The 19,760-nt window shown below is 39.9% G+C and carries 21 protein-coding genes, 1 pseudogene and 1 other annotated feature; of the genes and pseudogenes, 12 read left to right on the top strand and 10 right to left on the bottom strand.

Going from position 1 to position 19,760, the window contains the following annotated elements; all coding sequences use genetic code 11:
• Positions 1–91: 91 nt before the first annotated feature.
• Positions 92–199 (top strand): annotated as a pseudogene (locus WS44_RS10275) (bacitracin ABC transporter ATP-binding protein); the annotation flags it as partial.
• Between the two features lie 12 nt (positions 200–211).
• Positions 212–2,014 (top strand): FtsX-like permease family protein, encoded by a 1,803-nt coding sequence (locus tag WS44_RS05590; protein ID WP_046433601.1) that lies wholly within the window; start codon positions 212–214, stop codon positions 2,012–2,014.
• Between the two features lie 49 nt (positions 2,015–2,063).
• Here the strand turns inward: WS44_RS05590 and WS44_RS05595 are convergent, their stop codons facing one another.
• Both WS44_RS05595 and WS44_RS05600 read right to left on the bottom strand, forming a co-directional pair.
• Positions 2,064–2,714 (bottom strand): histidine phosphatase family protein, encoded by a 651-nt coding sequence (locus tag WS44_RS05595; RefSeq protein WP_046433603.1) that lies wholly within the window; start codon positions 2,712–2,714, stop codon positions 2,064–2,066.
• 71 nt (positions 2,715–2,785) lie between these two features.
• Positions 2,786–3,472: a M57 family metalloprotease gene (locus WS44_RS05600; protein WP_046433605.1), complete on the bottom strand. Its 687-nt coding sequence runs from the start codon at positions 3,470–3,472 to the stop codon at positions 2,786–2,788.
• A gap of 153 nt (positions 3,473–3,625) precedes the next feature.
• On the opposite strand from WS44_RS05600, the gene helD reads away from it, so the two are divergent.
• The 5 genes from helD to WS44_RS05625 all read left to right on the top strand — a co-directional run bounded on the left by helD (position 3,626) and on the right by WS44_RS05625 (position 8,923).
• The gene (gene helD, locus WS44_RS05605) at positions 3,626–5,932 is read left to right on the top strand and encodes an RNA polymerase recycling motor HelD (protein WP_046433607.1); all 2,307 of its coding nucleotides are present in this window, start codon (positions 3,626–3,628) and stop codon (positions 5,930–5,932) included.
• A gap of 43 nt (positions 5,933–5,975) precedes the next feature.
• Positions 5,976–6,316, top strand: a binding site (T-box leader).
• Positions 6,317–6,361: 45 nt separating this feature from the next.
• Positions 6,362–7,009 (top strand): amino acid ABC transporter permease, encoded by a 648-nt coding sequence (locus WS44_RS05610; protein ID WP_014566125.1) that lies wholly within the window; start codon positions 6,362–6,364, stop codon positions 7,007–7,009.
• Between the two features lie 16 nt (positions 7,010–7,025).
• Positions 7,026–7,646, top strand: coding sequence for an amino acid ABC transporter ATP-binding protein (locus WS44_RS05615; protein ID WP_013438559.1), 621 nt, complete (start codon positions 7,026–7,028; stop codon positions 7,644–7,646).
• A 3-nt stretch (positions 7,647–7,649) separates the two neighbouring features.
• Positions 7,650–8,468, top strand: coding sequence for an amino acid ABC transporter substrate-binding protein (locus WS44_RS05620; protein WP_013438558.1), 819 nt, complete (start codon positions 7,650–7,652; stop codon positions 8,466–8,468).
• Between the two features lie 2 nt (positions 8,469–8,470).
• On the top strand, positions 8,471–8,923 hold the full coding sequence (locus WS44_RS05625; protein WP_013438557.1) for a GNAT family N-acetyltransferase: 453 nt from the start codon (positions 8,471–8,473) through the stop codon (positions 8,921–8,923).
• Here WS44_RS05625 and WS44_RS05630 read toward each other — a convergent pair.
• Positions 8,920–9,480, bottom strand: coding sequence for an SGNH/GDSL hydrolase family protein (locus WS44_RS05630; protein ID WP_046433608.1), 561 nt, complete (start codon positions 9,478–9,480; stop codon positions 8,920–8,922). The two genes, WS44_RS05625 and WS44_RS05630, sit on opposite strands and share 4 nt — an antisense overlap.
• 45 nt (positions 9,481–9,525) lie before the next feature.
• Here WS44_RS05630 and coaA point away from each other — a divergent pair, with 45 nt between their 5' ends.
• Both coaA and efp read left to right on the top strand, forming a co-directional pair.
• Complete coding sequence (coaA, locus tag WS44_RS05635) at positions 9,526–10,440, top strand: type I pantothenate kinase (RefSeq protein ID WP_046433610.1); 915 nt, start codon at positions 9,526–9,528, stop codon at positions 10,438–10,440.
• Between the two features lie 136 nt (positions 10,441–10,576).
• A complete protein-coding gene (efp, locus tag WS44_RS05640) occupies positions 10,577–11,152 on the top strand; it encodes an elongation factor P (protein WP_013438554.1) in 576 nt (191 codons plus the stop codon).
• 48 nt (positions 11,153–11,200) lie between these two features.
• Here efp and WS44_RS05645 read toward each other — a convergent pair whose 3' ends face one another.
• A complete protein-coding gene (locus WS44_RS05645; protein WP_014566121.1) occupies positions 11,201–11,788 on the bottom strand; it encodes a PepSY domain-containing protein in 588 nt (195 codons plus the stop codon).
• A gap of 104 nt (positions 11,789–11,892) precedes the next feature.
• Positions 11,893–12,261 (bottom strand): DUF1304 domain-containing protein, encoded by a 369-nt coding sequence (locus WS44_RS05650; RefSeq protein WP_013642394.1) that lies wholly within the window; start codon positions 12,259–12,261, stop codon positions 11,893–11,895.
• Positions 12,262–12,578: 317 nt separating this feature from the next.
• Between WS44_RS05650 and WS44_RS05655 the strand changes: the two genes are divergently transcribed.
• The 3 genes from WS44_RS05655 (at position 12,579) to WS44_RS05665 (ending at position 15,286) form a co-directional block, all read left to right on the top strand.
• A complete protein-coding gene (locus tag WS44_RS05655; RefSeq protein WP_046433612.1) occupies positions 12,579–14,216 on the top strand; it encodes a peptide ABC transporter substrate-binding protein in 1,638 nt (545 codons plus the stop codon).
• A gap of 99 nt (positions 14,217–14,315) precedes the next feature.
• Positions 14,316–14,771 carry a MarR family transcriptional regulator gene (locus tag WS44_RS05660; protein ID WP_013438550.1) on the top strand — a complete coding sequence of 152 codons (456 nt, stop codon included), beginning with the start codon at positions 14,316–14,318 and terminating at the stop codon, positions 14,769–14,771.
• Positions 14,771–15,286: a GNAT family N-acetyltransferase gene (locus tag WS44_RS05665; protein ID WP_046433613.1), complete on the top strand. Its 516-nt coding sequence runs from the start codon at positions 14,771–14,773 to the stop codon at positions 15,284–15,286. Before WS44_RS05660 ends, WS44_RS05665 begins: the two co-directional genes overlap by 1 nt.
• Before the next feature lie 53 nt (positions 15,287–15,339).
• On the opposite strand, the gene WS44_RS05670 is transcribed toward WS44_RS05665, so the two are convergent.
• The 5 genes from WS44_RS05670 to WS44_RS05690 form a co-directional block, all read right to left on the bottom strand.
• Entirely contained in the window at positions 15,340–15,978 is a 639-nt protein-coding gene (locus WS44_RS05670) for a PepSY domain-containing protein (RefSeq protein ID WP_013438548.1), read from the bottom strand.
• A gap of 21 nt (positions 15,979–15,999) precedes the next feature.
• Positions 16,000–16,545, bottom strand: a complete 546-nt coding sequence (locus tag WS44_RS05675; protein ID WP_046433615.1) for a PepSY domain-containing protein — start codon at positions 16,543–16,545, stop codon at positions 16,000–16,002.
• Between the two features lie 113 nt (positions 16,546–16,658).
• A complete protein-coding gene (locus WS44_RS05680) occupies positions 16,659–17,996 on the bottom strand; it encodes a HAMP domain-containing sensor histidine kinase (protein WP_013438546.1) in 1,338 nt (445 codons plus the stop codon).
• 1 nt (position 17,997) lies between these two features.
• Positions 17,998–18,699, bottom strand: coding sequence for a response regulator transcription factor (locus tag WS44_RS05685; RefSeq protein WP_013438545.1), 702 nt, complete (start codon positions 18,697–18,699; stop codon positions 17,998–18,000).
• Positions 18,700–18,750: 51 nt separating this feature from the next.
• Positions 18,751–19,668 (bottom strand): prolyl aminopeptidase, encoded by a 918-nt coding sequence (locus WS44_RS05690; protein ID WP_013438544.1) that lies wholly within the window; start codon positions 19,666–19,668, stop codon positions 18,751–18,753.
• Positions 19,669–19,760 lie beyond the last annotated feature (92 nt).

Genomic DNA, 19,760 nt, shown 5'->3' on the forward strand with positions numbered 1-19,760 from the left:
ACGGCATTGGCTTCATCTCCACTTTACATAGTAAAAGAAAAAGTGTTGAACGACTACTCCGTCGAGTAATCATCCAACACTAGATTAGTATGTTTTATTTATCAAAGACGGTAAGATCGGTGAGCAAATGGTAAAGGGTAACAAGAGCAGAACTGATTTCTACCATGAATTAATTGCTCACTTAGGAACCGAAGAATAGGAGGTGAGAAGCATGATTTGGAAGCTATCCTTAACTGGGATTAAAAGCCGGTTAAAAGACTACACGGTGCTGTTTTCAGGGCTAGTTGTAGCCAGCATGATTTTCTACATGTTCTTGTCTTTGGCCATTAATCCCGGTTTTATGAGTCACGACGTTAACGCACCGGGAAATTACTTAAGCTTTATTTTCGGCTTTGGTATTGTCCTGCTCGCAATTATCACATTTGTTTATCTGGTTTACGCCAATTCGTTTTTGCTGAGCATGCGTCAGCACGACTACGGCATGTTTATGATGCTGGGGGCAAAGAGTTCCAGGATCGGTTTATTGATCTTCTGTGAAACTTTGCTTACAGGAATTATTGCAGCCGTACTTGGTATTTTTATTGGGTTTGGTTTAACCGCACTTATTTCTAAATTATTAATTGCTAACCTTGGTCTTAAAATTACACACTTCCAAGTAATTTTGCCTAGTGCGATTATTTGGACCTTGATCTTCTTTGTCGCAATTTTCTTCCTTGCTGCTTTAAGAAACGCGCATAAACTCGTTAGAAGTAAAGTCATTGACTTGCTTCACGAAAGTCAAAAGCCAATTAAACTTAGCCGTAAAAATGGTTTAAGAGTTTTTGAGGCAATTTTAGGTATTGTACTTTTAGCAGCTGGTTACTACATCATGAGGATGCCAGCTAGCGCAATTTTCTTCATCATTCCAGCTGCTTTAATCACTATTGTTGCTGGTACCTACTTCACTTTCGACTCTCTTTTCACTCTCATTATTAATTTCCTACTTAAAAGAAAGAACTTCGCTTACCGCGGTATTCGTATCTTCACTCTAGGTCAATTAAAATTCAGAATTCGCGATTACACCCGCATTCTTTCAGTTATCTCACTACTTTTCGCATTAGCACTTGGTGCCATTACTGTTGGTCTTAACTTCAACTCTTTGAATGACCAAGCTGTAAAAAGCACATACTATGACGCAACAATCATTGAAAACAGTCCGGCTGTTCAAAAGAATGTGGATAAATTAGACATCAAAACCAGATCGACATATCACTATGTTGAAACTAAAAAAGACGTTTACTTCGATAAAAGTGAATTTGAAAAGACACCATTAAGAGACGTTAAGTTTAAACAAAACGGTAATAACTTCCCGATTTATAAACCAGTTACGTTTAAAACTAGCGAACTCACTATGAAAGACAGTTACGCTGGCAATGTTTTGAGAATTCAAACTAATACTTTAGGTAAGACAGTCAAATTAGTTTCATCCAATCAGTTAAAGAATATCCAAGGACAAAAGAAGTTTATTACTTTAATTACAGTAAAAGACTTTGTTAAGGATTACCTAACTTTGATGAAATTGGAGAAGGTGCAACTGGCATCTAATCCAGCCATGGCTCAAGCTTTGTCACGAACCAAACCATTCTCATACCAAATGATTTTGGGTTTTACCAGTGGTTTCGAATTCATGGGGTTCTTCCTGGGAATCGCATTCCTCACCATGCTCGCATCCACATTGATGTTCAAAGTTTTGAGCGGCGCCGCCAGCGACAAGATGCGCTACGAAATGCTTTATAAGATTGGTACTAGAAGAAAGGTGCTCAAGCAATCCATTAGACACGAAATTGGCGTGTTATTCCTTCTTCCTGGGATCCTCGGTGTGATCGACGTCTTGTTTGGACTCAGATTATTTACAGCACTTTTGCCACATCCATACATGGGCTTCTGGGTACCATTCTCAATCTTCATTGTTCTCTACTTCATCTACTATGCCGTTACAGTTAAACTGTATGAAAACCTTGTTTTGCAAAAATAGATAAAAATAAAAAAGCAGTTTTCCAATTGGAAATCTGCTTTCTTTTTGGCTATAAATGCATCTTGTTCCAGCTAGGGATCTTAATCTCGCCCTTGGCACTCATTGTCATAATGGTGATTGAAGCGTTTCTAGGACCCGGTACAAGAGGGATGTTATCACCGTAGCGGTACCACAAACTTCTAATAGTAAAGCCGTGTGTTACAAGCAAAATATTTTCGGCACCATCAAGTTGGCTGATCAACTTAAAACCTTTATCAAGACGTGCCCAATATTCTTCAGCGTTTTCTGCATCGTGGTATGGGTCGGCATCCTTAATCCAGTCCTTGATCGTATCGATACTTTCGTGGGCAAATAGTTCTTGTCTAGTTGCGTAGCCGTGGCTGCCACCGATCATGCGCCAGGCCATTTCAGAATCGAGGCCTTCGAAGTAGCCATAGAATTGTTCTCTAAAGAATGGGCTAGCAAGGTGTTGCAATTCATACTTGTTGACGTTGTGCTTCATGATGATTTCACAGGTATCGCTAGCTCTCTTTAAGTCACTAGACAAAGCAATATCGAATGGGACGTCCTTTAAAGCTTCACCGGCCTTTTCAGCACCTTCAATGCCTGGTTCAGTTAATGGAGTATCGCACCAACCTTGCATCTTGTTGTAACGGTTAATATAAGTTTGACCATGTCGAACGACGTAAATTCTCTTCATTTCTGTCTCCTTATAAAAATAAAAAAACTCACCTTTTATTTTATTTAAAAAAGGTGAGCAGATAAAGCTAATTATTTTTCATGATAAATTTTTCTGACGTTCTGAATATCTTGTGGTTGAATCGTGTAGATCGAACCTTTAGGATACATGACTGACACGGAATTGGTGTGGTTTAAACCAATTGCGTGGCCCAATTCGTGTTCAGCCGTGTTGACGATGCGGTTGTTGCTGTAGCCGTACCACTCGTTTTGCAAGTAGTAGCGGTTCAAGTGTACATCGGCTTTTAACAAATGACCCGTTGATGGGTTATAAGTCGTTGCCGTTTCACCGGCTGCATTGGTATCGCTGTCGTCAACCGTGCTGATCACGATCTGGGCGCGATTTTTATCATCAGTTTGGTAGAAAGTGAAAGCACCCGTTCTGTTCCAGGCGTTCATCGCATCGATTGCGGCCGAACGCAACTGGAGGTCGTTTTTAATATCAACATAGACATTGGCTTCAGGCTTTGACCAAACACGAGTCTCAGAAGAATTATCATTTTCAGTTTTATCGGTATTAGTTTTTGTATTTGAATTAATGCCATTTTTGGGTGCTGTTGCCGTTCCCGCCGTGAGCAACTGGTTGATGCGATAGCTGAGTGTCACTAAGGAATCATTGGTTGCTATTTGGAAGTCAGGATTATTTTTATAAGTCCAAACACCAAAGGCGAGAAGAGCAAGCAAGAAAATATTTCGAATAAATCTAAAAAATGTTCTCATACTTTATTTTCAACTCCAATGCTGAAATTATAATCTTTAGAACTTAAATTTTCACTGATTTTTACTTATATTTTGGTTACGAGCATGAAAACTATCATGAAAGCGCTATTTATGGTAAAATAGATAGCAAATTTTTATGGGAAAGGTGATTAAATGGCTACAGCCAAAACTGAAAATAATGAAAAAGAACTTGAACAAAAGCACCTTGATAACATCATGGAACAAATCAAGGAACGCGAAAAGTCCTTAAAGAAATCTATCAAATCAGCTGAAGGCGAAGCAAGAGAGCTTAATTCACACTTTTTTGACGATGTGAAATTGGACTACGATGGCTATTCCACTTCAATGGAAACTGCCTTGTCAATTCACCAACAGCAACAATTATTAAGTGAACGTGAACATGCCTGGCAACATTCAGCTAAGCAGCTCGACACGGTAGAACGCCTTGAGAAGCGGCCATACTTTGCACGTGTAGATTTCAAGGAAAACGGCGAAGAAAAGCCTGAAACCATCTATATTGGCTTAGGTTCCTTTGCAGATAAAGATGATCATTTCTTGATTTACGATTGGCGTGCACCTATTTCTTCAATTTATTATGATGGAAAACTAGGCAAGGTTACTTATAATTCGCCAGAAGGCGAAATCACCGTTGATATGACCAAGAAACGTCAATTCATGATTGAAGACGGCAAGATCATCAACATGTTTGACACCAACGAATCAATCGGCGACCAAATGCTTTTGTCTGTTTTATCTGAAAAATCCAGTACGAAGATGAAGTCGATTGTAACGACGATTCAACGTGAACAAAACAAGATCATTAGAAATACGAGTGCTGACTTGTTGTTTGTTCAAGGTGCAGCTGGTTCTGGTAAGACTAGTGCTATTTTGCAAAGAATTGCCTTTCTTTTGTACCGTTACCGTGGCAACCTGACTTCAAGCGACGTCATCATGTTTAGTCCAAACCAATTGTTTAACGACTACATCAAGAACGTTTTGCCTGAAATGGGTGAACAAAACATGGTTCAAATGACCTACTGGCAATTTGTGGCTCGTCGTTTGCCAGGGATGAACGTTGAGAACTTGTTCAAGCAATTCGAAGATCCAACTGCCGATACCAACATCAGCAAATTCAAGGATTCAGTTAACTTCTTTAACTTGCTTACCCGTTATGCAAAACGCCTTAATAAGCGCGGCGTGATCTTTAAAAACATCTACTTCCGCGACAAGAAGAAGCCATACTTTGATAAAGACAAGATCAAAGAAATCTACTACTCATTCAATGAAAATTATAATTTGGCTAACCGTATCGATGCTACGCGTGAAGAATTGATCAAGATACTTAACCGCAAGATTACGCCTGAAACTAAGAAGGCTTGGGTAGCTCACACCATTGAAGGGATGAGCCAACAAGAATTGAACGACTTGTACGATCGTCCTGACCAAGAATTCGAATCTGAAGCCAAAGAAGAGGCCTTCTTGGGTAGAAAGATTGTTTTAGCCGCTTTAAAGGGCGTACACAAGCGTATTTTGCACAACCACTTCTTTAACATGCGTGCACAATACCTGAGCTTTTTGCGTGCCGTGCCTAAGATGGTTGATTTAAGCAAGTGGGACATCGACGAAGACGAATGGATGAAGCACGTTGAAGAGGTAAAGAACAACTTCAAGAGTCATGATATTGCGATGAGCGACGTTTCCGCATACTTGTACCTCTACGACTTAGTTACTGGCCGCAGAACCGACTACGAGATGCGTTATGCCTTTATCGATGAAATTCAAGACTACACGCCATTCCAATTGGCTTACCTGAAGTACAACTTCCCACGGGCTAAGTTTACCATGTTGGGTGACTTAAACCAGGCTATTTTTACCAAGGACGAAAGCCGCAGCTTGCTTAAGCAGATTTCTGGTTTGTTTGATCCAGAAAAGACCGACGTAGTGCAGCTTACTAAGTCATACCGTTCAACTAAGGAATTGACCAACTTCACCAAGCAAATTTTGCGTCAAGGTGAGAAGATCGAAGCCTTTAACAGAAAGGGGCCTAAGCCAGTTATCTGGGGCAGAGAGACTGACGAAGAAGCCGTCGCCGTTTTGAGCAATGTTTTGCGTGATAATGAAAAGCATAAGATGACAACTGCAGTCATCACCAAGGATTTAGCTAGTGCTAAATTTGTTCACAAGATGTTAGCTGATCGCGGTGAAAAGGCTACTTTAATTGCGACCGCTAACCAGCGTTTGGTTGATGGGACTTTGATTATTCCATCATACTTGGCTAAGGGGCTAGAATTCGACGCTGTCATCATGTGGGGCGCTTCAAAAGAAAACTACCACCGCGTCGATGAAACGCAATTGGTTTACACAATTACTTCACGTGCTATGTACAAGCTGGACATTATTTACACCGGTGAAAAGAGCCCATTACTCGATGCAGACAAGAGTACCTACGAAGAAAAATAATTGACAAATCAATTTTTGTCGTTTATTATCTTAATCAACATTAAAAACAACTTAGAACAGAAGCAGTAGTACCTATCGCAGTAATAGAGAGTTTCTGATGGTGGAAATGAAACATACGCTGGTATGAAGTCACATCTGCGAGTTGATTTTCTGAAACAAGTAGGAGAACCCGGGGTTAGCCCGTTACAGCTAAAGGTTGATTATCGAACTTATTGAGGCAGACTGCGTGAGCAGTTTGTAAACATGAGGTGGAACCGTGATTTCATTCGCCCTCGTAGCCAATTAGGCTATGGGGGCTTTTTCTTTTCGATCATCAACCTAGTGAGGCATTTTGCGTGAGCAAGTGCAAACATGAGGTGGAACCACGATACAGTCGTCCTCTTAGGCTAGTCCTAAGAGGACTTTTTTATTAGGAAAATGGGTGAGAGTATGTCGCTGAAATACATTACAGAAATATTGCCAGCTTTATTTAGTGGAGCGGGAATGACGTTAAGCATCTTCTTTTGGACTTTAATTTTGGCTACGCCGCTGGGAATTTTAGTTTCATTGGGAGAAATGAGCAAGATCAAGCCGCTGAAGTGGATCGTTAACTTTTATGTCTGGATCATGAGAGGGACGCCGCTGCTTTTACAATTAATTTTTGTCTTTTATGGTTTGCCAATCATTCATATTGTCTTTCCACGTTACCAAGCTGCCTTATTTGCCTTCGTCTTAAACTATGCTGCTTATTTTGCTGAAATTTTCCGGGGCGGTTTTCAATCGATTGATCAAGGTCAATTTGAGGCGGCACAAGTTTTGCACTTGAATCGCTGGCAGACAATGACCAAGATCGTTATTCCCCAGGTGATCAAAATCGTGTTGCCATCAATCGGTAACGAAGTCATCAATTTGGTTAAGGATTCATCATTGGTTTACGTAATTGGTTTGGGCGACTTGCTTAGAGCAGGTAACGTTGCGATGGCAAGGGATGTAACCTTAGTGCCACTAGTACTAGTCGGCGTCATCTACTTGTTCTTGATCAGTATTTGCGCCTTTATTCTTAAGCGGCTTGAAAAGCACTTTTCTTATTACAAGTAGGGTCAGGTGAAAACAAATGTTAGAAGTAAAGAACTTATGCAAGGAATTTAACAACCGTCCGATTTTGAAGGATATTTCTTTCACTTTAAAAGATGGCGAGATTATGACGATCGTGGGCCCATCTGGCGCCGGTAAAACCACTTTGCTTAGAATTATCGCGGGCCTTGAAACTAAGGATAGCGGCGAAATTTTAATCGATGGCAAGCCATATGATCCCGGCAATGTCGGCGTCGTTTTTCAGGATTTCAACCTTTTCCCTAATTTAAACGTACTGCAAAACATTACGCTAGCACCAACGATGGTGCTTAAGGAATCCAAGGCTGAAGCGGAACAAAACGCCCAAAAGCTGCTGGACCAATTGCAGATGAATGGTCGAGAAAAACAGTACCCGTACCAATTATCAGGTGGGCAAAAGCAGCGGGTGGCAATTGCTAGAGCTTTGGCCATGAATCCAAGAATTTTGTGCTACGACGAACCAACTTCCGCCCTTGATCCTAATTTGCGTAAAGAAGTGGAAAAGATGATCTTGGATTTGAAGAAGTCAGGCTTAACGCAATTGATCATCACGCACGATTTAACCTTCGCTAAGAACGTGGCCGATCAGATGCTTAAGGTCCAGCCATTAAGTGAGGCGTAGCCTATGAAGAAAAGATGGATTTTCGTTTTATTAGCTACTTTAATGCTAGTGCTAACTGGTTGTGAAAGCGTGCAGGAACGCGCAAATACGCAAGACACTTGGAGTAAGATCGCACAGAAAAATCAGGTTGTGGTGGGTCTTGATGACAGTTTCGTGCCCATGGGTTTTGAGAAAAAGAATGGGCAGCTAACTGGTTATGACATTGATTTAGCTAAGGCTGTGTTTAAACAATATGGCATCCACGTTAGTTTTCAAACGATCGACTGGTCGATGAACGTCACAGAATTGCGTAACGGCACAATCGACTTGTTATGGAACGGCTACAGTATTACGCCTGAACGTAAGAAAAAAGTGGCCTTTAGTCGACCATATTTGCGCAACAGACAGGTACTGGTCGTTAAGAAGGACAGCGGCATTAATTCGTTTAAGCAGATGAAAAAGTATGAATTAGGGATGCAAACCGGTTCAACTGCCGAGCAGTGGTATGAAACTAAGCAAAATGTTTTGCACGCAAAAAAGACCGTGCTCTATGACACGATCTCTAATTCGTTCTTAGATTTGAATGCCGGTCGGATTCAGGGTATTTTATTAGATGAAGTTTATGCCAACTACTACATTGCCCACATGACTAAGAGCAAGGACTACAAGGTGATTCAAAATGATAATGTGCCAAAGGATTTGTTTGCGGTCGGAATGCGTAAGGGTGACAAGACTTTGCGTAAAAAGGTCAATGCCGGCTTAGTTCGCTTGCAAAAAAATGGTACACTAGCTAAGTTGAATAAAAAGTGGTTTGGCAAGGAAAGCAATTATTTAGGTAGATAGCAATGAAGCAGATAAATGATTTTACCCTGAAAAAGATTGATGAAATGAGCGGCCGTGAGCTGTTTTGCACGGAAAGATTGCGTGAAGAAACGTTTGTGACCGAGCAAAAGATTACTTTGCCTGAACTTGATGACCAAGATTTGATCGCAATTCAAGCGTACCGTTTGAACGATGATCAAACGAATGCGCTGGCTACTTGCCGGATTTTTGAAGAAGATGGCAAGTGGATGTTGGGTCGCGTTGCGGTGTCAAAGGCGGCTAGAGGGATGCACCTCGGCAGCAAGATGGTTGAAGCGGTACAAGAATACTTACGCGAAAAGGGCGTAGCGGCGTTATACTGCCATGCCCAAATGCGGGTTGAACCGTTTTATGCCAAATTAGGCTATCAAGAAATCGGCGAGCCATTTGAAGAAGCTGGCATTCAGCACATCATGATGAAAAAGGACTTGAACTAATCGAGTTCTTTTTTAATTGTGGGCACAATCTGGTTAACCAGAAATCCGTTACCTTTATCAGTTAAATGCTGGCCATCTGCTTGGTAATATGTCGATATGTGTTTGAGCTTTCTCATGGCCGGAAGAATATCCACAAATGGTGATTTGTGCTCAAAAGCAACTTTTTTGGCGATCGAGTTAAACAAATCGAGGCGCTCATCACCATAAAATTGATTGATTTCGCTATTTGTGGGATCGGGATAACAAAGTCCCACAACGACGCTTTTACCTACAGCATCAAGAATTTGATCTAGATTTCTTTCATAGTTTTCAGGACTAATGCCCCATGCCGTTGCGGCGTCGTTATTACCGTATTCAACAACAGTTAAATCTTTTTCTGCAGGAATCTGCACTAAATAATCAACGCCTTCGATGGTAGTTGCACCACTTTTAGAGATGTTTTCCACCTGTGCATAATTTTTAAGCTGTTTTTTAAACAAATTAGTTACAAGATTGGTGTCACAGCCGTCACGATAACCGTTGAAAATTGAATCGCCAAATAAAATTATTTTTTTCATAGTTTCAGCCTTTCCGTTATAATAAATAAGTTAGAGGAACAGGATATGAAGAATTATACAAGCTTTGAAAGAAATGAATGGGCAAAACTTGCGCCCAAAAATAAAGTAAACATCACTAAAGAAGAACTAGCTAACATTAAGTCTTTAGTCGACGTAGTTGATTTAACCGACGTCCACGAAATTTACACTAGTTTGATTAGCTACTTACACTTAGTTTATCAACAAAAAAAGAATGAACAAAAGGCTCAGATTGAATTTTTACATAAGGATTTTAAGCCGGCTCCATTTATTATCGGTATTTCTGGCTCCGTTGCGGTAGGAAAATCGACGACGGCTCGTTTATTGCAGTTACTTCTTAAAAGAACGTACCCGGACTTAAAAGTGCATTTGATGACCACTGATGGCTTTCTATATCCCAATGAGGAATTGAAACGTCGTGACCTCATGCCACGCAAGGGATTCCCTGAGAGTTACAACATGACGATGCTCAGCGATTTCTTGAGCGACGTGTTAAGCGGGAAAAAAGACATCGTGTATCCACTGTATTCACAGGAATTGAGCGACATTGTCCCTGGAAAATATGGTCATGTGAAGAATCCTGATGTTTTGATTATCGAAGGCATCAACACTTTGCAGCTGCCGGAAAGCGGCCAAGTCGTAACGAGCGACTTCTTCGATTTCTCTATTTACATCGACGCTGACGAAGATTTGATTGAAAAATGGTACATGCAACGCTTCAAGAAGGTCTTGAAACTAAACAAAGATAAGCCAAATAATTTCTACTATGAAATGGCTAACGGTCCGCTAGATGATGCTTTAAAGCTAGCTGAAGAGACCTGGCAAATGGTCAACTTGGTCAACCTGCGTGAATATATTGCGCCAACAAAGAAACGAGCTAGTTTGATTTTGCATAAAACAAATGGACATTTAATCGATCGAATTTACCTAAGACATATTTAATTTGGTATACTGTAAATTATGAATACGATTTATTTATTATTAATTAAAAAATTTGCTTTGCCCCCAGCGTGTTAAAAAAGAGAAAAACGCAAAAATTAAAAAAAGAGATTGAAGAAAATTAAGGGAGAAAAAGCAAATGGTACAAGCAATTAATTTGAAAAAAGGTATGATTTTTAGTCAAGACGGCAAGTTGATCAAGGTTTTGAAGGCTAACCACCACAAGCCAGGTAAGGGTAACACCGTTATGCAAATGGACTTGCGTGATGTTAAGAGTGGTGCCGTTGTTCATAAGACTATGCGTCCAACTGAAAAGGTAGACTTAGTTGAAGTAACTAAGAAGAACGCACAATACTTGTACAGCGAAGGCGACACTTACACCTTTATGGATACTGAAACTTACGACCAATACGAAGTTTCAGCTGATCAATTAGGTGACGACGTTAAGTTCTTGATTCCTAACACTGTCGTTGACATGGACTTCACTGATGACAACAAGATAATCGGTATTGAATTACCAGCAACTGTTGAATTGACTGTTAAGGAAACTCAACCAGGTATCAAGGGTGCCACTGTTGCAGGTGGTGGTAAGCCAGCTACTATGGAAACTGGTTTGGTTGTTCAAGTTCCTGACTTTATCAACGAAGGCGAAAAGCTTGTGATCGGTACTGAAAACGGTGATTACAAGTCACGTGCCAACAGCCAAGCAAGATAATTAAAAATTGCGAAAAAATAAGCATTACCTCAGGGTAATGCTTATTTTTCACATCACATGTTTAGTGACGGCATTAATTTTTACGACACGTTTTTGACTGTTTTCGACCAGATTGATCTTCCAAATAGCTTGATCATTGTCGTCTTTTAGTTCCCATGATAATGGCGTAGCACCAGGAACTTCGCGCAAGGCAATGGAAGTAGCTTCTTTACGAGAAATAGTTTTCTTTAAGTTCAGTGAAGATTCTTTATCATAGTTGTAGTCGAGTACCTGGGTTGATTGCCCGATGATTTGATTATTGGTAGCGTCGACTTGAATCATGCAGTCCTTGTAGTTATCGTAGCCGATAATGTTGTAGACATAGATGCCGTTGTCTGGCACTAAGGAAATGGATTTAATTTCGGCACTAGAATAAAGTGATTTGAATTTACGGATGGCGGCGGCTTGACTGGTTTGGATTGCAGGCAATTTATCGCTAGAATAGCTGACCTTTTGTGTCTTGTTTAAAAAGTCACCTACGCTAACAGTTACGTTGTTTGTTTGGGGCTCAAGTTGCGTCATGTAATTCTTTGCAATAAAGATACCTAAGCCTATACCAATGCCAATATTTAATATGGCCAAAAAGATTTTTTTCATTAGTCATCTACCTGTAAAAATATAGTTGTGTTTTAGTTTATACTTAATTATAAACTATATTTTAGATAGTGACATATTGTCAATAAATTATTATTGAATTTGTCTTATTTCTGTAATGTTACGAAAATCAAGGCAAGTAGAGCTGGTAACATTTGCACCAAGAAGATCTTTTTAGTTGCGGTAAAACCACCAAAAATTGCGACTACGACGATCAAAGTAAGCAATAATTGCCAAACAGTGAAAGCAATTGAAGCCTTAAAAACGAAGTAGACCAATATCAATAATAGGCCGAGCATCCCGTTGTAGATGCCTTGATTTGCCATAGAAATTCTGGCAGCAGGCTGCTTTACAAAATCAAGGTCCATGTCGAAAGCCTTAGCTTGCATTTCTGGTTTACCAAAAATTTCTAGAAAACAAATTCCGATATGTTCAATCCCTACGAGAAACGTTAATACAGTAGCAATTACATTCATTTTTTCTCCTCCTTTTTTCGTTAATAATTATACCTGAAAAAAGGATTTTGCAAAATAAAATGTTGACAGCTGTAAACTCTCAAGTTAAGATAGGCTTATTAAAAGTAAGAAGGAGATGAATCACATGTTATTAGCACGTCAAATGCAATGTCAAAACTGCCAATGTTGTTGTATTAACAACATCTATTTGTCGTGCTCTAATGTGTGATCATCAAAGACTATTACTGAATAACTAGTTATCAAGTTGTGGTTCTTTTTGGGATGTATTCCGCGTTGGAGTACATCCCAATTTTTTGTTGCAAAAGAAAGGAAAAATCATGTCGAAATTAAAGGTAGTTTTAGCAGGTATTGTCACAGTTTCAGTAGGATTGCTTCTTGCTGCTTGTGGCAATAACAATGCTTCGACAGCAGAAAAGAACACATTGAATTTAAGCACTACAGCACCACTGGACACCATTGACATCAGCAAGTCTACCGGTTTTGGTCAAACGGGCAATGTCTTTGAAAGCTTTTATCGTTTGGGCAAAAAGGGTAAGCCTACTGCGGGTCTTGCTAAGAGCGGTAGTGTATCAAAAGATGGCAAAACTTGGACTTTTAAGTTGAGGGATGCCAAGTGGTCAAACGGTGATCCAATTACCGCGCAAGATTTTGTTTACTCATGGCGCAGAAGCTTGAATCCTAAGACCGCTTCACCATATTCATATCTTTTTAGCGGCGTAAAGAATGCGGATGCGGTTGCAAAAGGCAAGATGAAGCCAAGTGCAGTTGGTATTTCTGCACCAAATAAGCAAACTGTAGTCGTTAAGCTGAACAGACCGATCGCTTACTTCAAGGTTCTGATGGCTTATCCATTGTTTGGACCACAAAACGAAAAGGTCGTTAACAAGTACGGCAAGAAATATGCGACTAAGGCACAATACCAGGTTTACTCAGGTCCATTCAAGATTAAGGGCTGGAACGGTACCAATGATACTTGGTCCTTTGTTAAAAATAATGATTATTGGGATAAAAAGGTGGTTAAGTTAGACAAGATTAACTACCAAGTAGTGAAGTCTAACAACACCGGCTACCAGATGTATCAACAAGGCAAGCTGGATTTAACCCCACTTTCAAGCGAGCAAGTGAAGAATTTGAAGAGCAATAAGGACTTTACTCAATACCCATACTCATTGGTTAGATTCTTGCTTTATAACTTCAAGGACAAGATCGCAGTTAACCGTAAGGCCTTGAATAATAAAAATATTCGCTTGGCCTTGTCACTTTCAATTGACCGTGACATTGTGACTAAGAAGGTTTTAGGCAATGGCTCAACCTTGCCAACAGGTTTTGTCGCAACTGATTTAGCTAAGAATCCAACAAATGGCCAGGACTTTGCTAAGGAACAAGCGGTAAAGAATACCGTTGATTACAATCCTGCTTTGGCTAAGAAGTACTGGAAACAAGGCTTGAAAGAAATCGGTGAAAGCAGCTTAACCTTTAACATTTTGGCTTCAAACGATGAGTCTGATAGTGATCAATTAACGCAATACTTGCAATCACAATGGACCAAGGAATTGCGTGGCATCAAGGTTAATATTACAAATGTGCCAGAAAAATCTTCGGATAGTCGTGCACAAGAAGGTAACTTCGATATTTACTTGTCACACTGGGGCGGTGACTTCAACGATCCAATGACCTTCATGCAAATTCCGATGACTGGCACTTCATACAACTATGGTAAGTGGTCAGATGCTAACTACGATAATTTGGTCAGAAAAGCTGGCAATCAGGATGCTAACGATCCTGCAACGCGCTGGAACGATTTGGTTTCTGCCGCTAAGATCGTGAACAAGAACCAAGCAATTACGCCAATTTACCAACAAACTACGGCATATTTGCAAAAGCCACGCGTTCATGGTTTGATTCATAATACTGCTGGTACGCAATGGTCATACAAGTATGCTTATGTGAAGTAGAAAATAAAACCATGATAGTAATGATCGTGGTTTTTATTTTTAATAAAATTATTGTTGCATTTGCAACAATAATCAATATAATAATTTTAGGTGAAAAACATGAAAGAAGGTATTTTAAGACAAATTAGCACGATTGCGCGGGCACTCGATTCAATTGCTAACATTGAATTCAAAGAGATGCAGCTGAATCGCGGTCAGTATTTATATTTGGTTAGAATCAAAGAAAATCCTGGTATTATCTCTGATCATTTGGCAGGGATGCTCAATGTAGATCGCACGACGACGGCACGGAGTATTAAAAAGCTAGAAGATAATGGCTTGATCGAAAGAAAAAATGATCAACAAAATAAGAAGATTAAGCACCTGTTTGTAACTAAAAAAGGTGACGAATTAGCTGAAAAAATTGAAAAAGAAAATACTTATTCAAATGAGCTAGTTCTAACCGGTTTGAATGAGAAACAAAGACAAGAATTGGCCGAACTTTTGCAACAAGTAGAAGATAATGCGAGTGAGAATTGGCACTTTGTTAAAAATGGCGGGAAGAGGGAGTATTAATGGATTACACAATTAGACCAGTCACCACTGACGACGTAGCAGAATTACAAAAGATTTCACGTGAAACATTTAAAGTAACTTTTGATCCTTTTACGGCTCCAGATGACATGGCACACTTTTTGGACGAAGATTATGCGACCGATGTCTTGATTAGCGAGATTGAAAATCCAAATAGCCGTTTCTTCTTTTTACTGGTGGGAGATAAAATCGCTGGCTATTTGAAAGTCAATGTGGAGGATGCACAAAAAGAGCATCTGAAGGAAAATGCTCTTGAATTGCAAAGAATTTATTTGCGTTCTAACTTCCAGCATAAGGGACTAGGCAACGTCTTGTTTGATTATGCGGAAAAGATTGCTAGAGATGAAAAGAAGGACTACATGTGGCTTGGCGTGTATGAAAAGAACATCAACGCGCAGCACTTTTACAAGCGTCATGGTTTTAAACGGGTAGGTCAACACGTCTTCCAAGTTGGTGATGATCTGCAAATTGACTGGCTTTTACTTAAAAAATTGTAAACAAAAAATGGTGAGGAGAATTTCTCTTCACCATTTTTGTTTGCATTTAGTTATTAATCATCGTGTTCAGTTTCAAGAATTTTCTTACTGTGAGCGTCAATCTTCACCTCAGTAGATTGGTGACCATTGACTACTTCAACTTCCCAGTAAGTCTTACCGTGTTCTTGGTCCAGCTTCCATTCTTGGCTAGTGCCTTTAGCATGTTCTTCTGCGATTACGCTAGCTTCATCGCGGCTGATAATGCCGTCAAGGTTCAAAGCTTCATTGCGGTCATCGTGATCTAAGCGCTCTGAGTGAACGCTGCTGGCATGACCAGTTTCTGCGTTGATTTCGGCAGAGTATTCATGGGTACTATCGAAGCCTTCGATTTCGTAAACGTATTGCTTGCCTTCAAGAGATAAATCGATGCTCTTAATTTGCTTGCCAGAAAATTGGCTATGGAATTTATCAATGGCTTCTTGTTGGCTTAATTTGATCTTGCTAATTTCGGTCTTAACACTGTTAGTAGTCTCTGTGGAGGAATCGCTTGTTTGACTACTTTGACTGTTGTCGCTGCTTTTAGCTGCAGTAGACTTGTGTGATGTGGTTTGGCTAGTTTGAGCAGTGCTGTTATCCTGCTTTGAACAAGCCACGGTTCCAGTTAATAATGTTGCACCTAATAAAATTGCACTAGTTAATTTAGTGAGTTTCATATCTTATACCTCTTTCAAAAATTAGTCGCGTTCTACGCTGATTACTTTTTTAGTTAAAGCATTGATCTTTACTTCGCTCTTTTTGCCGCTCTTTGAGACAGTTACTTCCCAAACAGTTCTTGAACCGTCACGGTCTAAGCTCCATTCGATAGCCTTGCTGTCAGGAACTTTCTTTTGAGCAATCTTAGTGGCAGTTGAGCGTGAAATTACTTTTGACAAGTTGATTGCCTTCTTGTTGCGGTTTTTTTCAGCTTCTGAATGAGCGGAAATCACTTTACCAGTCGAAGCGTTAATCCTCATGTCGTATTCTCTGGTTGAAGTAAAACCTTCAATTTCGTAAACGTAGCGACCATTTTCTTTTTCTAAGTTGATGAAGTCAATCTTAGCACTTGGATATTTGGCTCTGAATTTCTTAACTGCTGTACTTTGTGAAACCTTAATTTTGCTGGAAGCTGCTTGAACAGTAGTAGGTTCCGTATTTTTGTTAACAGTAGTGATAGCTGCAGTGCCTAAGCCAATTAAAGCTGCACCTGCGATGGCGAATTTCTTTAAGTTGATAGTCTTCATAATAGTTCTCCTTTGGTTTTCTTAATTCCTAATTGCTTGACTTGATATATTTATCTTACTAAGAAAGGACGTTAGAAAAACCAAAATTAGATGGAGTTTAAATGAAGATTTCTTCATTTTTCTTTGGGCAGATAAACGGAAAAGATCGTCCCTTGAGGAGTGTTGTCTTCCACCGTGATTTGGCCGTGATACTTGTCGACTTCGGCTTTGACGATGGCCAAGCCTAGGCCATAACCACCGACTTTGCTGGAGTGCGACTTATCTTCGCGGTAAAAACGTTTGAAGATCTTTTCACGGTTTTCCTGGGAAATGCCAATACCGTGGTCTGCGACTTGGAAGAGTAATTTGTCAGCTTGTTTTTTCAAAACGACGTTAATTTCGCTATCTGCAGGTGAATATTTAGCCGCATTTTCTACCAAGTTGTGGGCGATATTGCGAAAATCGGTTGGCTTGATCGGGAAGAGCAGTTGTTCAGGCAAGTTAGAAATAATTTTTTGCGGATAAACAGTCTGCACTTCATTTACTACATCAGAAACAATTTTAACCAAATCAATTGGCGTTACGTCGTCGTTATTCTGATCGATTCTACCCAAAGTAAGCAGCTCGTTAACGATCAACTGCATCTTCTTCGATTCTGAATCAATATAGTCTAATGAAGTAGAAATAATCTCTGGGTTGCTTTGCCCGCGACGTTTGATCAAATTAACGTGGCCGCGAATGGCCGCAATTGGCGTCTTTAATTCGTGTGAAGCATCGCTGACGAATTGTTGCTCGCGCTTTAACGCATTATTTTGAAAACTCAGCAGATTGTTAAATGACTGCGCCAGGTTCCTGATTTCAAGTGGATTATCGGGAATAGTGACCTTTCTCTCAGGCGTTTTATTCTTGCGAATATCCTGGATTTCCGCGTTCATCGTTTGAATCGGCCTGCTCCATTTATGAGCAAAACGGCGAATGAGCAGGATGCTGATCAAGATAGCTACTAGGTTGATGCCTAGCATCGTAAGTAGAAGCCAGGTGATTAGATTGAAGAGTTCGTCGACATTTAAGGCAACGTGAATGCGATAGCCATGGTGTCCTTCACGTGCTAAAAAATAGATATGCTTGTGTGAAACAACAAAGTTTTGATAATGGCGTTTATGGTTAATATCCTTAAAAGTCTCGTGTGCATCTTCAGAATAATAGGTTCGGCCCTGCGGCGTAGTTAAAATAATTGCATCGTCGTCTTGCTTTGCTAAATAGGCATCAAGTAGTGCCGACCAGTCGTATTGCGGTTCCAGATTTTCTTCTACGGCGGTAATAAGCTGTTCACTCTGACTTTTGGCACTGTAATAAATGTAGCCAGAAGAAATAACTAAAAAGGCGATATTGACGAGAACCAAAATAGCCACGAATAGACTGACGAATAATTTGGTTAATTGGCTAGTGGTAGTTTTAGCTTTATTTTGCATGTTAATCGTCTTCTCTTAAACAATAGCCGAGGCCGCGCACCGTTTTGATGAGCTTCTTATATGGTTCGCCCAACTTGTTGCGGATGGTTCTAATGTAGACATCAACCGTGTTGGTTTGGCCCACGAAGTCATAGCCCCAGACGACGTCGAGCAGTTCATCACGGCTTTTTACTTTTTCGGGATCCTGCATCAGTTCGGTCATTAAGGCGAATTCTTTTGGCGTTAAATAAATCTTTTCGTCATTGCAGTAGAATTCGTGCTTTACCAAGTCGATTTTTAATGGACCAAAAGTAAAGGTGGAAGTAGGGGCTGCATTTTGTTCTTGGGTCTTTTTTAAGCGACGCAAAATAACCCGAATTCTGGCAAAAAGTTCCTCAATTTCAAAAGGTTTGGTAATGTAGTCATCTAAGCCTTGATCAAGAGCAGAACTAATGTCAGAAGCGGAATTTTTCGCCGTTAACATAATGATTGGCACATCGCTTTGTTTGCGGATTCTACGCAATACAGTGATGCCGTCATAAACTGGCAGCATCCAATCAAGCAGGATTAAGGTAGGATCTTCTTTTTGAAAAAGCTCGAGTGCCTCCTTACCATCTTGTGCCCAAATTACCTGGTAGCCTTCAAATCCCAGCTCTGTTTTCACAAAGCTAGCCACTGCTTCTTCATCTTCAACTAGCAGAATTTTGACATCTTTTTCATCCATATCATTTACCTCTAGAAAAAAACGGCTGGAAAATTCCAACCGTTTTGTTAATTAATTTTGACCTTTGAAGGTGCCGTTTTCTACTTCACGAATGAAGTCAGCCAAGTGTTTGTAGTAAACTGCAGGATTATCAACCATGTGGTGGTGTCCACCATCTGGAGTAGTAACTAAACGTGAGTTAGGAATTTCCTTTTGCATAATCTTAGCAGTTGAAATAGGCATAGTTTCGTTTTCACCAAAAGTAAGCAAAGTTGGAACATTGATCTTGTGTAATTGATCTCTGAAGTGCCAGTCCTTTAACTTACCGGTGATAACGAATTCGTTGTCACCTTGGAATGCGTGATAAACGGCGCTGCCACCAATGTCCTTTAAGTGGTAAAGCTTAGAAGGTTGCTTACGGTCAACGAAGTTAATATTCAAGATTTGAACGTCATCTTGGTAACGCTTGTTGTCGTAATCATTGTTCTTTTCGCATTCGTGCATAAAGTCAATTTCAGTCTGTGGAAGAACTTCTTGTCTTCTTCTATTAACTGAAGCAACGTATTCATCGATTTCATCAACCATGGATGAAATGATGGCGCCCTTTAAATGTTGACCATATTTAACTGCATATTCTTGAACAAGAAGTCCGCCCCAAGATTGACCGATTAAATAAAAGTTATCGAGGCCAAGCTTTTCACGCACTTCATCAACTTCGTCTAAGAAGTATTCATAAGTCAAATATTTTTTAGCGATTTCAGGATCAGAATAATCAGGTTGATCTGAATAAAGAGAACCCAATTGATCGTACATGGTAACTTGAACGTTAAGACCTTGCTTCTTCAATTGTTCAGCAGTGTCTTCCCAGTATTCGTGGTTGCCGCCAGGACCGCCGTGAAGAGCTAATAAATGAATATCGCCTTCACCTTGAGTGTTGGTCCATAAGTGATAACCGTTGTCTAAAGTAATAATTTTAGTACCAGTTTTCATAGAATTTCCTTTCAGCCTTTATTAAAAATAGAATGTATTACATTAATTATCGTATCAGATTGAGAAAAAGACAAGTATGCGAGTATAATGGT

The organism is Lactobacillus sp. N54.MGS-719, assembly GCF_000980505.1.
In the GTDB taxonomy this organism is placed as follows: Bacteria; Bacillota; Bacilli; order Lactobacillales; family Lactobacillaceae; genus Lactobacillus; species Lactobacillus amylovorus.